Below are 14,219 nucleotides of genomic sequence, written 5' to 3'. Positions count from 1 at the left end.
GCCTGGTCAACCTCACAAATCCGCCAAAGCCGCCCAGCGGCATCGAGGGCAACTGGGTCGGCGGATGGACCAATTTCAATGGCCAGCAGGTCACGGTGGGCGGACTACACGGAGATCCGGGACCCTTCCAAAGCGGTGACGGAAATCCGCTCGACTACGGCGGCCGCCTCACGTTCGGAGACTTTGGTTGCCGCAGTGAGACTTCCGGATTGTTCTGCGAGAACACCAAGACACGGTCCGCCATTCGGATCAGCGACGCCGGGATTGAACCATTCGGCTGCCTGAAAGAGGTCACCCCGAGCGACGGCAGTGGTCGGGAATTCAGCTGCTAATCCGGCACGCGGGCTAGATACTCCTCACCGCGCGGCGAGAGCCGATAGCCCACGGGCAGACTCAGGGTCAGACCCAAGTTCTTGAGCTTGCGCACATGCACCTTGAAGGTCGCCAAATCGGGCCAACGCGAGCAGGATTCGAGGTCTTTGGCCCGCACCTCCGGACGCCGGGAGATCTCTCGCAGCACCTCACGGGTCCAGGGCCCTGGTCTGGCGCTGCGGTCCATCCGATCCAGTCGCACATCGATGTCGGCAACGTCCTCGGCCGAGAGAGCCGCCGACGAGGCCAGCTCCGCACGTGGATCGGCCATGGCAACCTTGCGAAATGCCAAGCGATACAACGGGTCGGCTCCACTCGCACCGACATCGCTTCGGGCCAACTCGGCCGAGGGATACCCGGCCAACAGCGCGTCGGCATCGTCGATGTCGTGTGCGGTGATCTCGTCGACGGCATCGACCTCGATGAAGTCGAAGGCGGTCATGGAACGAATGCGGTCCGAGCCGACACGGTAGCGACCGCCCACCTTCACCTGCGGGCGCTTCCAGCGCCGGTACGCCACCGAGATGGTGCCATCGTGGATTCCGGCCCGCAGCCTCGGCTCGAAGAGCATTAGACGCCCAGCTGTGCACCGTAGAGCTCTTCGAGGGCTCGCCAATGGCGCTCGGCCACAGTCTTGTCGTAGGTGGCGTTGTCGGTCACTGCGAATCCGTGCTTGGCGGGATACGTCTCGATGGTGTGCCGCACCCCGGCATCGGTCAGCACCTGCGCCAGCAGCTGCTCCTGCTCAGGTGGGAAGGATGCGTCCTCCTGCGCGGCGGCGACCAGCACGACGCCGGCAATCCGGTCGGCGATGTGGTGGGGGCTGTTCGGGTCGTCGGCGTTGGCAAGATTGCCGCCGTGAAATGAGGCAACCGCGCCCACCCGGGGCGCATGAGTCGCCGCTACCCGCAACGAGATTCGTCCTCCCATGCAATAGCCGGTCAGGCCCACCGTGCCGCTCGTCACCTCGGGCTGCTGGGCGAGGAACTCCAGAAAGGCACCCGCATCGGCATCGATCCGCGCAGGGGTGAGTGTCCCCATCGTCGCGAAGAGACGGCCACGCTCTTCCGGATCTCCAAATGCGGTCGCCAGATCGAATGGCTTCCAATCACCTTCGCGGTAGTAGACATCGGGCACCAGTGCCACGTATCCCAACGCCGCAAGTCGGTCCCCCATCTCCCGCATGACCTCGCGGGCACCGCCGGCGTCGGGATAGACGATGACAGCGGGTCCGGGCTTGTCCGGCACGTGCAGAGTTGCGGGGCAGTGCCCGTCGGGCGTGGGGATCTGAACATCGCGGCGAGACATGTTTTCCATCAAACCAGCCACCAGGGTGAGCAGCTAGCACACTGGTATCTTGGGCCTCACTATCCGTCAATGACCAGGGGGAATCTGATGGCCTTCGCCAGCACGCTGTCGACGTCGTGGCAAATCTTCAAGACATCCGCGAAGGTGCTCAGCTCTCGCAAGGAGCTCGTCGTTTTCCCGATCTTGTCCGGGCTTACCGCATTGCTCGTGCTGATCGGGATGGTGGCCCTCGGAGTCCTGCTACTGCCCGCGACGACCGGAGATTCGGTACCGCCGCTCTTCTACCCTGTCTTCGCCCTCGGGTTCTTCGTGCTGATGTACGTCACGACCTTCTGGCAGGCGGCCCTCATTTCGCAGGCGAACATCGCATTGGAGGGTGGAGATCCGAGCGTCGCAGCGGGCATCTCAACGGCGGCCCAGCACGGTGGCCGCCTCCTGCCCTGGGTTCTCATCACCGGCGTGGTCTCCTGGATCATCAGCGCCGTCGAGGAGCGGGTGCCATTCGTCGGGCGATTGCTCGATGTCGCGTGGCGCGTGGTCTCTTTCCAGGTGCTGCCCACGATCGTGCTGCAGAATCTCGGTGCCATCGACGCGATCAAGAAGACCAAGGAAACACTCAAGAACGCCTGGGGGCAGAACGTCGTCGGCATTGTGGGACTGAGCTTCTTCACCGCAATGTTGACGCTGCCTGGAATCGGGTTGGTCTACCTGGGGATCGCCGCGAATGTGAGCGCTGTGACGGGCGTGTTCGCGGCGCTCGGTGTGTTGTGGATCCTGGCGGCGTCCATCATCGGGGCTGCGCTCACCGGGATTTTCCAGACCGCCCTGTACCGGTTCACGGTTGACGGCCACGTGCCGGGACCATTCGCCGGAGTGGACCTGCGACAGGCGCTCAAGACTCGCTAATCGTCCTTAAGCAGCACCGGAATCGTTCCCAGCGTCCCGTGGCGCATGTCACGCTTCCTTACATCTCACGCGTCACACTGATAACTTGTGTAACACAGGTAACGAATTATCAGGGGACTTGGTGGCTTTATCCAACGCTCTGTCGACATCGTGGGACGTATTCAGAACATCGACACGTCTCCTGCGCCGCCACAAAGCCCTCGTACTGTTCCCCCTCGCGGCCGCCCTTACGGCCCTCCTGTTCGTGGTGATCCTGATAGCTCTGGGGCTTCTGCTACCACCGAACATCGACAAGACCGCGCCGCAGTTCGTCCGTGCCGCCTTGGCCGTCGACTACGCCGTCCTCGTCTACCTCATGATGTTCTGGCTCACGGCTCTCATCGCACAGGCAAATGACGCGCTGGAGGGCAGAGCGCCGAACTTCGCCAACGGCTTCTCGACGGCCGCCCGCCACCGCAAGCGACTGCTGCCCTGGGCTCTCGTCGACACGGCCGTCACCTGGGGCATCGGAGTCATCGACGAGAACCTCCTGTACGTCGGAAACATCCTCCACGTGATCTTCATCGGACGGTTTCTCGACCTCATGTGGCGTGCGGTGTCGTTTCAGGTGCTTCCGGCAATGGTCCTACAAGACATCGGCACCCTGGGCGCGATCAAGGACGCCAAGAACATGCTCCGACGCCTGCTCTCCAAGAACGTCATTGCCCAGATATGCCTTCGCGTCTTCACCCTCGTGCTGGTGCTGCCGGGCGTCGGTCTACTTTTCGCGGCAGCCGCGGTGAATGACGGAGCGCTCTCCGGTGCACTCGGACTGTGCGGAGGGCTCTGGGTGGCGGTCGCCGTCCTTATCGCCGCAACAGTGAGCGGGGTCTATCAAACGGAGCTGTACCGACGTGCCTGCGCAGCCTAGATAAAGAGAGTCAACACAATCCAGGTGGCGACGGCCGAGGGCAGCAGCGAATCGAGCCGATCCATGATGCCGCCGTGTCCCGGCAGCAACGTGCCCATGTCCTTGATACCCAAGTCGCGCTTGACCTGGGACTCGACCAAGTCGCCGAGCGTTCCGGTGATGACGAGCATGATGCCCAGGGCAACACCGACGAATGGGTGATGCCCGAGCAGGAACGTCACCGCCAGGGTGGAGGCGGTCGTCCCTACCAGCAGGGAACCCGCCAAGCCCTCCCAGGATTTCTTGGGACTGATCGCGGGCGCCATCGGATGCTTGCCGAACAAGACGCCCGCCGCGTAGCCGCCGATATCGGAGAATGTGACACCGAGCATCAGACAGAACACCTGCTCCGCACCGTTTTCCGGATAGACCAGCAGCGCGCCGAATGACGCGAACAGCGGGACCCATGCGGCGACGAATACCGTGATCGCGACATCGCGCAGATAGTTCACGGGCTGCTGGTTCAAGCCGTGCCCAACCAGACGCCAGATCATGCAGACCACGACGGTCGCACCAAACGCGCCAAGCGCACCGGCCGTCCCCCACGGCCACGTCAGCCAGATCATCGCCTGCCCGCCGAAGAACAGCGGGATGAACGGCACCGAGATATCGGCCTGGCGCAGCCGCTTGGTCACCTCCCACATCGCGATCCCGAGGAAGACCGAGATGATGCCGACCCAGATCTCCTTCTGGTACAGCAGCGAGAAAATGATCATGGCGGCGAGGACAACGCCAACGCCGATGGCGGCCGGCAGGTTACGTCCGGCTCGGGACTTCGCCCCCGAAGGGGGCGCGTCGGGGGCCGGAGAAGCGTCGGTGTCTCCCATGGTCGTCATTACCGGGGCCCCTAGACCTCCAGTAACTCGCCTTCTTTGTGCTTCACCAACTCGTCGATCTGGGTCACGTATTGGGACGTGGTCTTGTCCAGATCCTTTTCCGCGCGGCCTACTTCGTCCTCGCCGGCCTCGCCGTCCTTCTTGATCCGGTTGAGCTCGTCATTGGCCTTACGACGGATGTTGCGCAGCGTCACCTTGGCGTCCTCGCCCTTGCCCTTGGCCTGCTTGACGAGCTCTCGGCGACGTTCCTCGGTGAGCTGCGGGACGGCGACGCGAATGATGCTGCCGTCATTGCTCGGGTTCAGACCCAGGTCCGAATTGCGGATCGCATCCTCGATGGCCTTGAGCTGATTGGCCTCATAGGGCTTGATGACCACCAGACGGGCCTCGGGCACATTGATGCCGGCGACCTGCGTGATGGGCGTGATCGTGCCGTAGTAGTCGATGACTACCCGCTGGAACATGCTCGGATTGGCACGCCCGGTGCGAATCGTCGCGAAGTCATCGCGGGCGACCGCCACGGCCTTTTCCATTTTCTCCTCGGCATCGAGAAGAACCTCGTCAATCACGATTGATCTCCCATCATGGTGTTACCAGCGTTCCGATCTTCTCACCTGCGACCGCCCTGGCGATATTGCCTTCGGTAAGCAGGTTGAACACCAGGATCGGCATCCGGTTGTCCATACACAGGCTGAACGCGGTGGCATCGGCGACCTGCAGGCCACGATCGATGACCTCGCGATGCGTGATCTCGGGCAGGAACTCGGCGTCGGGATTGGCGCGCGGATCATCGGTGAAGATGCCGTCGACCGCCTTGGCCATCAGCACCACCTCGGCGCCGATCTCCAATGCACGCTGCGCAGCGGTGGTGTCGGTGGAGAAGTACGGCAGTCCCATACCGGCGCCGAAGATGACGACGCGCCCCTTCTCAAGATGCCTTCTGGCCCGCAGCGGAATGTAGGGCTCGGCGACCTGCCCCATGGTGATGGCGGTCTGCACGCGCGTGACAATGCCTTCTTTTTCCAGAAAGTCTTGGAGTGCAAGGCTGTTCATGACTGTGCCGAGCATGCCCATGTAGTCCGAACGCGTCCGCTCCATGCCGCGCTGCTGCAGCTGCGCGCCTCGGAAGAAGTTGCCGCCGCCAATCACGACCGCGACCTCGGCACCGCTGCGGACCACCTCAGCAATCTGGCTGGCCACCCGGTGGACCACATCGGGGTCAAGACCGACGGCTCCCCCGCCGAACATTTCGCCGCCGAGCTTGAGCAGCACCCGCTTATATCCGGTGCGGCTCACATCGCGAGTCATCACGCCTCCTCGGTACGGGTTCCACAAAGCCTGTGCACAAAGCACAGCCATCGGGCCCACTGCTTCCGCTCTTCACGCAAGCGGCTCATCGCAAGGCCGCGACGGCGGTGTCTATCCTGCCCTATTGGGCGACGCTCGTTGGCACGACCCGGCGAACCGAGCCCGGGTCGGCTGTGGTTTCGGTGAGGCCGACGAGCGCCTGCGGCAAGGGCGCCACGTGCAGTACCCCGAGGCGTTGGGTGGCACGAGTGAGTGCCACATAGAGCTCGGCCGCACCTCGTGGGCCGTCGGCCAGGATCCGTTCCGGTGCCACCACCAGCACGGCGTCGAACTCCAGGCCCTTGGTCTCCGAAGCGGGCACCGTGCCCGGCACGCCCGGCGGCCCGATCACTACGCTCGTACCCTCCCGAGACTCCTCGTCATGCGTGAATTCCTCGATGGCTTTTGACAATTGATCCTCGGCGAGATGCCTGGACCAGGGTAGGACGCCACATGAACGAACGGATTCTGGTGGCTGGGTGCCCGGCGCGAACTCGGCCAGCAGCGCCGAGGCAACGGCCATGATCTCGGCGGGAGTGCGATAGTTCACCGACAACGCCCGGTACAGCCAACGTCCGGGTACGTACGGCGCCAGGATCGCGTCCCAGGAGGTGGCACCGGCCACCGATCGGCGCTGAGCCAGATCCCCGACCACGGTGAACGAACGGCTCGGGCAGCGGCGCATCAACGCTCGCCAGTCCATTTCGGACAGTTCCTGCGCCTCGTCGATCACAACGTGCCCGTATGTCCAGTCCCGGTCGGCCGACGCACGTTCGACGAGGTCGCGGGTGTCGCGTTCGGTGAAGCGTTCCGCCAGGTCCTCGGCTCCGAGCAGATCAGTAGCGAAGAGGTGGTCTTCATCGTCCATCATGTCTTCGCGACCGGTCATCATGTCGAGCACACCGGAGGCATACTCGGCCTCGGCCCTGCGTTCACGCTCGGCGGCGTCTTCCGCCGCCTTGTCGCGGCCGACCAGATCGATCAGCTCGTCGAGCAGGGGGACGTCTGAGACCGTCCACGCGTCACCGACGGCGCGTGCCAGCGCCGAATCCGCACCGGCAGCACGCAGCCGCTCTGGTGAGGTGTACAGCTCCGATAACAGCGTCTCCGGCGTCAGTGTCGGCCACAACTCGTCGAGCGCGGCGGCGAAACCCTCGTGATCCCCTAATTCGTCCAGCAGCTCCGCGCGCAGGTGCTCCCAGGCCTTGCGGTCCTCACGCGTGAGCCACCCCTTGCCGATGCGCGGGATCGCCCGCTCGGTGAGCGCCCACGTCAGGACGTCGGTGAAGACGGCCCGCGCCTCGTTGTGCGGGAGCCTGCTCGCACGCGCCTCGTCGATGGCCCACTGCGCGATATCGGCATCGATGCGCACCGCGACATCGGTGAGCTGGATCCGCAGTGGCTCCGCGGGGGTCCGCTGCCGATCGGCGACCGCCGCCGCGAGCACGTCGAGAATCTGCAACGAGCCCTTGAGCCGCGCCGCATCCGTCCCATCCTCTGCCGTGACCTTCAGCCCCGGCAACAGATCTCCCGCCGTCGTGAACACCACGTTGGTCTCTCCCAGCGACGGCAACACCCGCGAAATATGTGTCAGGAAGGCAGCATTCGGGCCTACAACCAGTACGCCGTGACGTTCCATCCGCTGGCGCTGGGTGTAGAGCAGGTAGGCGACGCGGTGCAGTGCCACAACGGTCTTGCCCGTACCGGGACCACCCTCGATGACCAGCACGCCGGGATGATCGAGTCGGATGATCCGGTCTTGTTCGGCCTGGATGGTCGCCACGATGTCGCGCATCCCGTTGCCGCGCGGTGCGTTGACGGCCGCGAGCAGCGCCGCATCACTCATGCTCCCGCGTTCACCGTCGTGGTCTTCGCTGTCCGGCCGGCCAAGGAGCTCGTCGGCGAAGGCATCGACATGACGTCCCCGAGTCCGGAATTGGCGTCGCCGCCGGGTGTTTTCCGGATTGGCGCCCGTAGCGGTGTAGAAAGCCTGCGCCGCCGGAGCCCGCCAATCGATCAGCAGTGGTTCATAGTCGTTCGTCTTGTCGAGAAGGCCAATGCGCCCGATGTAGGAGTGCTCCCCCGTGAGGGCGTCCAGCCGACCGAAGCACAGCCCGTCATCGGCGACGTCCAAGCGTTGTGCCTGCCGGGCCAATGCCCGCACCTCATCATCGCGTTCGACCATCGCCGCGCCGTTCTGCTGATCGACCGGCTCGCGCAGGGCGCTGCGGTATCGCCCCTTGACGCGTGCACGTTCGGCGTCCAGCAGCTCGTAGAGTCCGGCGATGTACTCCCGCTCGGATTCCAGTTCTTCTTCGTATGTCGTCAACCGGATGTTCCCCGTTTTCGTTCTAGTTCATGGCATCTGACATTCAGTCTGCGATGTTCAGCCTGCGATTGTGCGGTATGACCGGGGTCTTGCCGCAAGCCCCCCGGTCCGATATATCCTGAAAGGGGCGGGGTATTCATATCGATTCGGCGACCGCCACCGCCCGCAGCTCTTTTCTCCAACTCCACAGGCCGACCGCCGCCATGACGGTCAGGAACGCGTAAAAGCCCGCCGTGAGATGGAGCCCCTTGAACAGGTAGACACCCACGGAAAATGCGTCGGTGACGATCCACAGGGCCCAATTCTCTATCCATTTTCGGTTCATCATGAATTGGGATACGAGGCTGAGCCCAGTGATTGCCGAATCAAGCTGAGGGGCATTGGAATCGGTGAAGGTGATCAGGAATACATAGAGCCCTGCCACCAGGGCCACCACACACGCCGCCAAGGGCAGCCAGGCCCACGGCGGCGTCCGCCGCACCGCTACCTCGTACCGCCCCTGGCTTCGCCGCCGCCACAGATACCAACCCTGTACGGCTAACCCAATAAACATGATCTGCAGGGCGGCATCGGCGTAGAGGGTCTGCCCGGCAAAAACCACGATGTAGAACAGCGAGCTGACGATGGCTACCGGGAAGGTCCAAATATTTTGGCGGACAGCAAGGATGACGAACAGCACACCGGCCAGGCTGCCGATTAGCTCAGTCCACTCCACCGCAACAGGCTAGCCGAGCACCAGTAAGCTCGCGCCATGGCGACACCGGCCCGACTGCGGAGCTTCTCGTGGCTGGCCGGGCTCATCAACGAGAGCCATCCGCGTTGTGGGGACGTGCGCGTCGTCGCCATCGACGGCAGGGGCGCCGCCGGCAAGAGCACCTTTGCTGCGCGATTGCACAACGCACTGTCCGCGACAACCCCGTCGACGGTGGTCCTGCACACCGATGATTTTGCGTCCTGGGACACGTTCTTCGGATGGTGGCCCCGGTTCGAGGAGCAGGTGCTGACGCCCTGGGCGCACGGCAGGGCCGCCCGGTATCGACGTTACGACTGGGAGGCCCGCGAGTTCGGCCCGCAGGAGCAGTGCCCACCGCCATCGGTGCTGATTCTCGAGGGCGTCGGGTCCGGCCGCTCCGCCGCCGCCGACCGGTTGAGTTCGCTGATCTGGGTGCAGACCGACCAGGTGACCCGTCGACGCCGTGCGGAGGCTCGCGATGGCGCGGAGCTCCGCGAATTCTGGCGACTATGGATTGACGCCGAGGACGAGCACTTCGGCCAGGATCCCACCGCGGAACGTGCCGACATCACCGTCGACGGTAACCCCGAGGTGGTCTTGGACGACCCGGACCGCTACTTCCTGCTCGACGGTTAGCGCAGCGTTGCCGTCGGCCCCTTCGGATCGAGTGGCGCACAGCTGTCCTGCCCCACTGTCGTGGAACATTTCGCCGCCGGGATCACCGGGCGATAGCCGGGTACGGTGCCCGCGTCCCGAGTGATCTGCGTATAGGCCTGGACGGCATCGGTGGGCACTCGCTTCAGCGCCGGATCACCCAGCGCGTCGACGGTGTACAGGCCGAAACGTGGCCGGTAGCTTCCCCATTCGTAGTTGTCGACCAATGACCAGTAGTTGTACCCGATGATCGGAATGCCGTCGGCCTTGGCCCGCTGGAGCCAGAAGACGGTGTCGTTGAGGTACTGCGACCGGGTCACGCCATCTGACCGCGGTTTTCCGTTATCGGTGACCATCCCGTTCTCGACGATGTAGATCGGCAGCCCGGGATATCGCTGCGCGTAGTGCCGCGATACGTAGTAGATGTCTTCAGGCTGCAGTTTGATGTTCCAGCGCGCGGACATGCTTTGCCCCGAGGCGGGGTTATCCGCCGCGGTACCGGTGTAATAGTCGAATCCCAGGTAATCCAGGCTGCCGGTGACCCGGTCGAAGAACGATCCCTCGATACCCTTCACCCCGAAACCTGCGAACTGCGCCAACACATCCGGCGGGATGTAGGCCTCGTTGGTCGTCACTTTGGCCTTGGGGTCTGCCTCGTGTGCGGCCCGGTACACCGCACGGTGGGCCTGAGCGACCCGGTCCAGAAACACATCGAACTGGTCGGGCTTGATCGCGCCGGTGCGCACCTCCATCGCTCCGAAGGCCAACGGTTCGTTGACGCTGACCCACAGCACCCCTTGCCCGGCATAGCGTTTGGTGATCGCCTTGGCGAACTCCTCAAATGCCGCGACGTTGTTCATAAACCCGCCGCTATCGGCGACCCAGCCCGGATACACCCAGTGCATGAGCGTGATCATCGGCGTCATGCCGTTCTCGCGCAGCGTGGAGACGATCGAGTCGTAGTACGCGAGTTCCTTCTCGTCCCACTTGCCCGGTTCAGGCATGACCCGCGACCATTCCAGTCCGAATCGAAATGTATTGACGCCCATGGCGTGTGCATTGGCGATGTCCTCGGCGTACCGGTGCCGAAAGTCGTCTGCCTGCCGGTACGGGTCGACGGGCCCGTCCCCGAGAGGGTTGGATTCGTCGGCTGCCGCGGGCATGCCCGCAGTGCGGTCGACGTAGCGGCGCCAATTGCTATCCGGAGCGTTCCCCTCGACCTGGTAACCCGCGGTCGCAGTGCCCCAATAGAAGCCACGGTCCCACGCCGAGTCGTTCCCTGCCTCCTCGTGCCGGGGGCTGCAAGCGGTCAACCCCACCGCGAACACGACTGCCGATGCCATGACGGCACTCATCCACTTCATTCTAAAACCATACACTGTATGGTTTTAGTGAAGCAGCTGCTCCCACACCCGGCGCATGTGATCGCCCATATCGATGGACGGGTCCGACATCCATTGGATCTGAATGCCGTCGGCGGCGGCTATCAACGCGGTGGCGGCAAAATCGGCATCGACACGTGCGGGCACCGTGCCGTCGGCCTGGCGCCCCCGCACGTAGTCGGCGATGCGTGCACGCATCCTCTCGTACCGGTCGCGCAGGTACGCCCCGGCAGGATGCCCCGGATCGACGGCCGCGGCTGCCGCCAACGACAGATACACCGTCCCCGAGCCAGGCTTACTCGCCTTGTCCAGCATGGCCTGAGCCAACACCTCGCCCGGATCGATCTCCGCGGTCGAATCCCGGTACCGCTCTTCGAATGTTGCATCAGCACCGCGCTGGATCTCGGTGAGAATCACGTCCCGCGCCGGGAAGTAGTGCATCAGTCCGGCCAGACTGATGTTGGCCTCCTTGGCGATGACGCGCATCGAAGCGCCCGCCTCTCCGTCGCGCTCCAACACCGTCAACGCGGCGGCGAGGATCTCCCGGCGCTTGGCCTCCCCTTTGGCGTATCGCCCGACAGCTGGCATGGCCGAAGGCTAGCGCAACCTTGATTGTGCGCGGACCACAAAACTGACCGTGGTTGCCGTGCTACCACCGATATTCAGGGTGCCGAAACAGTCCGCACCCTCGACCTGATAGTCACCGGCGGTTCCACTGACCTGCTTGGCGGCATCGACCAGCATCCGGACCCCGGTCGCGCCCACCGGATGTCCGGACCCGATCAGTCCACCGCTCGGGTTGATAGGCAGCCGGCCGCCGATCTCGATGTCCCCGTTCTCGATTGCCTTCCACGACTCTCCTGGTTCGGTCAGCCCTATGTGATCGATAGCGAGATACTCACTCGGCGTGAAGCAGTCATGCACCTCGAATCCGCTCACGGCCCCGAGTGTCACCCCGGCCCGTTCAAACGCATCGGCGACGGCCATCCGAACGTGTGGGAACACGTAGGGCGATTGCGCATCACGATCGAGCTTCTGCTGCAGTCCCAGCCCCACCGTCCGGTGACCCCAGCCCTCGATGCGCCCAAGCGGGCGAGCCCCGGGGTGCTCGCGCAGGTACTCATCGGTGACGAGGACCAGACCGGCGCCACCGTCAGTCAACTGACTGCAGTCAAGACGGCGGATGCAGCCCTCGATCACCGGATTGGATACGTCGTCGATGCTGTCCAGATCCGGCAACGTCCAGGCTCGAGTCTGCGCGTTCGGATTTCTCCGGGCGTTCCCGAAGTTGGTGGCGGCAATGGCACGCAGATGGGTTTCATCGATTCCGTAGCGTCGGTCGTACTCTTCGGCGACTCGCGAGAACACGTGCGGCCACATGTACGTGATGCCGTCGTCCTCGTGCCCGGTCCACGCGGCGGCGGCCAGGTGCGCAGCACCGACCTCGCCGGGCACCGTCTTCTCCAGCTCGAGCCCCAAGACCAACGCCGAGTCATAAAATCCGGCGCGCAGGTCTGCGATCGCAGCGAGGGCCGCGACGCTGCCGGATGCGCAGGCCGCTTCATGCCGCGCCGCCGGAACACCCCACAACTCCTCATGAACCGTCGCCGGCATCGCGCCCAAATGGCCTTGAGCCGAGAATATTTCACCGAATGCGTTGCCTACATGCACCACACCGACATCACTCCCCGCCAGACGCGCCGAAGCTAATGTGCCATCGACTACCTCGCGAGTGAGGTCGGCGAAATCGAGCCCCTCCCGCGTGAAATTGCGCCCGAAGTCGCACTGATAGGCGCCGAGGATCCAGATACCCTGAGACATTCGCTTATGATTCAATTGACAGAGTAACTCTGTCAAGCATAGTTTGGCCGCACACGCCGAATCGCGGGAGAAGCTATGGCCACCGAACTGATCAACACCTGGACCTCGACCCTTCCGGCCGACGACGACCACCCCTACCGCACCGGGCCGTGGCGGCCGCAGCTGCGCGAGTGGGACGCGCACGACCTCACCGTCATCGAGGGCGAAGTACCCGCTGACCTCGACGGCCTGTACCTGCGCAACACCGAGAACCCACTACATCCCGCGGCAACCAACTATCACCCGTTCGACGGGGACGGCATGCTGCACATCGTCGAGTTCGCAGGCGGCAAGGCGTCCTACCGCAACCGGTTTGTGCGCACCGACGGCTTCGCCGCCGAGAACGCGGCTGGTGGACCGCTGTGGGCCGGGTTCATCGAAATGCCCACCGCCGCAAAACGAGACGACGGCTGGGGCGCCCGCCGCCGCATGAAAGACGCCTCCAGCACCGATGTGGTGGTACACCGTGGCCTCGCGTTGACCAGCTTCTACATGTGCGGCGACCTGTACCAAGTCGACCCCTACACCGCCGAAACCGTCGGCAAGGAGACCTGGCATGGCAAGTTCCCCACCGAGTGGGGGGTGTCGGCGCACCCGAAAACCGATCCGATCACCGGCGAGATGCTGTTCTTCAGCTACAGCAAGGAGGAGCCGCACCTGCGATACGGAGTCGTGGACAAGGACGCCAACTTGGTGCACCACATCGATGTCCCGCTACCCGGCCCGCGCCTCCCTCACGACATGGCCTATACGGAAAACTATGTGATACTCAACGACTTTCCGCTATTTTGGGAACCGTCACTCATGAAGCACGGTGTGCACGCGCCGGTGTTCCATCCGGATCTCCCCTCCCGATTCGCGGTGGTCCCACGCCGTGGCGACTCCTCACAAATCCGCTGGTTCGAGGCCGCACCAACCTACGCGCTGCACTTCGTCAACGCCTACGAAGACGGTGACGAAATCGTGCTCGACGGATTCTTCCAGAACGACCCGACCCCTTCGACCGAGGGCACAAACTCATTACAGGAGGCCGCATTTCGCTACTTGGCCCTGGACGGGTTCAAATCCACACTGCACCGCTGGCGATTCAACCTGATCACCGGCACCACCACCGAGGAGCGGCTCAGCGACAACTACACCGAATTCGGCATGATGAATCGCAATTTTGAAACCCGGCCCTATCGGTATACCTACGCAGCGACCGGCAATCCGGGCTGGTTCCTGTTCGATGGGTTGGTGCGCCACGACCTACGCACTGGTTCAGAGGAACGAATCTCGTTCGGCGATGGCGTCTTCGGCAGCGAGACGGCCATGGCTCCGCGACCCGGCAGCACATCCGAAGACGACGGCTACCTGGTGACACTCACCACCGATATGAATACCGATTCCTCCTACTGCCTGGTGTTCGAGGCGTCCCGGATGACCGAAGGCCCGGTGTGCAAACTGCAGCTTCCCGAAAGAATCTGCAGCGGTACCCATTCCACATGGGTACCGGGGGCCGAGCTGCGTCAGGCCCGGGGCCCGCGTTGACCTCAACACTCAA

14 protein-coding genes and 1 pseudogene are annotated in these 14,219 nt (G+C 63.8%); 5 read left to right on the top strand and 10 right to left on the bottom strand.

Going from position 1 to position 14,219, the window contains the following annotated elements; translation table 11 throughout:
• A pseudogene (locus B4383_RS00960) lies at positions 1–332 on the top strand (hypothetical protein); the annotation flags it as partial.
• On the opposite strand, the gene B4383_RS00955 reads toward B4383_RS00960, so the two are convergent.
• The gene (locus B4383_RS00955; protein ID WP_078287579.1) at positions 329–943 is read right to left on the bottom strand and encodes a hypothetical protein; all 615 of its coding nucleotides are present in this window, start codon (positions 941–943) and stop codon (positions 329–331) included. The pseudogene B4383_RS00960 and the gene B4383_RS00955 sit on opposite strands and share 4 nt — an antisense overlap.
• Positions 943–1,680 carry a dienelactone hydrolase family protein gene (locus B4383_RS00950; RefSeq protein WP_078287578.1) on the bottom strand — a complete coding sequence of 246 codons (738 nt, stop codon included), beginning with the start codon at positions 1,678–1,680 and terminating at the stop codon, positions 943–945. The genes B4383_RS00955 and B4383_RS00950 overlap by 1 nt, the downstream gene beginning before the upstream one ends.
• A 69-nt stretch (positions 1,681–1,749) precedes the next feature.
• Between B4383_RS00950 and B4383_RS00945 the strand changes: the two genes are divergently transcribed.
• Both B4383_RS00945 and B4383_RS00940 read left to right on the top strand, forming a co-directional pair.
• Complete coding sequence (locus tag B4383_RS00945; protein ID WP_078287577.1) at positions 1,750–2,586, top strand: DUF6159 family protein; 837 nt, start codon at positions 1,750–1,752, stop codon at positions 2,584–2,586.
• A gap of 121 nt (positions 2,587–2,707) precedes the next feature.
• Entirely contained in the window at positions 2,708–3,496 is a 789-nt protein-coding gene (locus B4383_RS00940) for a DUF6159 family protein (RefSeq protein ID WP_078287576.1), read from the top strand.
• Here the strand turns inward: B4383_RS00940 and B4383_RS00935 are convergent.
• From B4383_RS00935 to pnuC, 5 genes are all read right to left on the bottom strand, one after another.
• A complete protein-coding gene (locus B4383_RS00935; protein WP_078287824.1) occupies positions 3,493–4,362 on the bottom strand; it encodes a phosphatidate cytidylyltransferase in 870 nt (289 codons plus the stop codon). The genes B4383_RS00940 and B4383_RS00935 overlap by 4 nt on opposite strands.
• A gap of 20 nt (positions 4,363–4,382) precedes the next feature.
• Positions 4,383–4,940, bottom strand: a complete 558-nt coding sequence (frr, locus tag B4383_RS00930; protein ID WP_078287575.1) for a ribosome recycling factor — start codon at positions 4,938–4,940, stop codon at positions 4,383–4,385.
• 13 nt (positions 4,941–4,953) lie between these two features.
• A complete protein-coding gene (gene pyrH / locus B4383_RS00925) occupies positions 4,954–5,679 on the bottom strand; it encodes a UMP kinase (RefSeq protein WP_030094003.1) in 726 nt (241 codons plus the stop codon).
• Positions 5,680–5,800: 121 nt separating this feature from the next.
• Complete coding sequence (gene helR, locus B4383_RS00920; RefSeq protein WP_078287574.1) at positions 5,801–8,047, bottom strand: RNA polymerase recycling motor ATPase HelR; 2,247 nt, start codon at positions 8,045–8,047, stop codon at positions 5,801–5,803.
• A 136-nt stretch (positions 8,048–8,183) separates the two neighbouring features.
• Positions 8,184–8,762: a nicotinamide riboside transporter PnuC gene (gene pnuC / locus B4383_RS00915; RefSeq protein ID WP_078287573.1), complete on the bottom strand. Its 579-nt coding sequence runs from the start codon at positions 8,760–8,762 to the stop codon at positions 8,184–8,186.
• Between the two features lie 36 nt (positions 8,763–8,798).
• Here pnuC and B4383_RS00910 point away from each other — a divergent pair, with 36 nt between their 5' ends.
• Entirely contained in the window at positions 8,799–9,416 is a 618-nt protein-coding gene (locus B4383_RS00910; RefSeq protein ID WP_078287572.1) for an aminodeoxychorismate synthase, read from the top strand.
• Here B4383_RS00910 and B4383_RS00905 read toward each other — a convergent pair.
• From B4383_RS00905 to B4383_RS00895, 3 genes are read right to left on the bottom strand one after another with little or no spacing between them, the layout of a single operon-like run.
• A complete protein-coding gene (locus tag B4383_RS00905) occupies positions 9,413–10,798 on the bottom strand; it encodes a family 1 glycosylhydrolase (protein WP_078287571.1) in 1,386 nt (461 codons plus the stop codon). The genes B4383_RS00910 and B4383_RS00905 overlap by 4 nt on opposite strands.
• A 24-nt stretch (positions 10,799–10,822) precedes the next feature.
• Positions 10,823–11,404 carry a TetR/AcrR family transcriptional regulator gene (locus B4383_RS00900; protein WP_078287570.1) on the bottom strand — a complete coding sequence of 194 codons (582 nt, stop codon included), beginning with the start codon at positions 11,402–11,404 and terminating at the stop codon, positions 10,823–10,825.
• A gap of 9 nt (positions 11,405–11,413) precedes the next feature.
• Positions 11,414–12,637, bottom strand: coding sequence for an acetyl-CoA acetyltransferase (locus tag B4383_RS00895; RefSeq protein WP_078287569.1), 1,224 nt, complete (start codon positions 12,635–12,637; stop codon positions 11,414–11,416).
• A 75-nt stretch (positions 12,638–12,712) separates the two neighbouring features.
• Here B4383_RS00895 and B4383_RS00890 point away from each other — a divergent pair, with 75 nt between their 5' ends.
• On the top strand, positions 12,713–14,206 hold the full coding sequence (locus tag B4383_RS00890; RefSeq protein ID WP_078287568.1) for a carotenoid oxygenase family protein: 1,494 nt from the start codon (positions 12,713–12,715) through the stop codon (positions 14,204–14,206).
• Positions 14,207–14,219 lie beyond the last annotated feature (13 nt).

The organism is Mycobacterium sp. D16R24 (assembly GCF_002013385.1).
Classification (GTDB): Bacteria; Actinomycetota; Actinomycetes; order Mycobacteriales; family Mycobacteriaceae; genus Mycobacterium.
Note: the sequence above shows the minus strand (reverse complement) of the source record. Positions and strands in the feature narration are given on the sequence as shown.

Coding starts and splice junctions, on each gene's coding strand:
- B4383_RS00955 (WP_078287579.1), bottom strand. CDS start 943: ATGCTCTTCGAGCCGAGGCTGCGGGCCGGAATCCACGATGGCACCATC.
- B4383_RS00950 (WP_078287578.1), bottom strand. CDS start 1,680: ATGTCTCGCCGCGATGTTCAGATCCCCACGCCCGACGGGCACTGCCCC.
- B4383_RS00945 (WP_078287577.1), top strand. CDS start 1,750: ATGACCAGGGGGAATCTGATGGCCTTCGCCAGCACGCTGTCGACGTCG.
- B4383_RS00935 (WP_078287824.1), bottom strand. CDS start 4,362: ATGGGAGACACCGACGCTTCTCCGGCCCCCGACGCGCCCCCTTCGGGG.
- pyrH (WP_030094003.1), bottom strand. CDS start 5,679: ATGACTCGCGATGTGAGCCGCACCGGATATAAGCGGGTGCTGCTCAAG.
- B4383_RS00910 (WP_078287572.1), top strand. CDS start 8,799: ATGGCGACACCGGCCCGACTGCGGAGCTTCTCGTGGCTGGCCGGGCTC.
- B4383_RS00905 (WP_078287571.1), bottom strand. CDS start 10,798: ATGAAGTGGATGAGTGCCGTCATGGCATCGGCAGTCGTGTTCGCGGTG.
- B4383_RS00900 (WP_078287570.1), bottom strand. CDS start 11,404: ATGCCAGCTGTCGGGCGATACGCCAAAGGGGAGGCCAAGCGCCGGGAG.
- B4383_RS00895 (WP_078287569.1), bottom strand. CDS start 12,637: ATGTCTCAGGGTATCTGGATCCTCGGCGCCTATCAGTGCGACTTCGGG.
- B4383_RS00890 (WP_078287568.1), top strand. CDS start 12,713: ATGGCCACCGAACTGATCAACACCTGGACCTCGACCCTTCCGGCCGAC.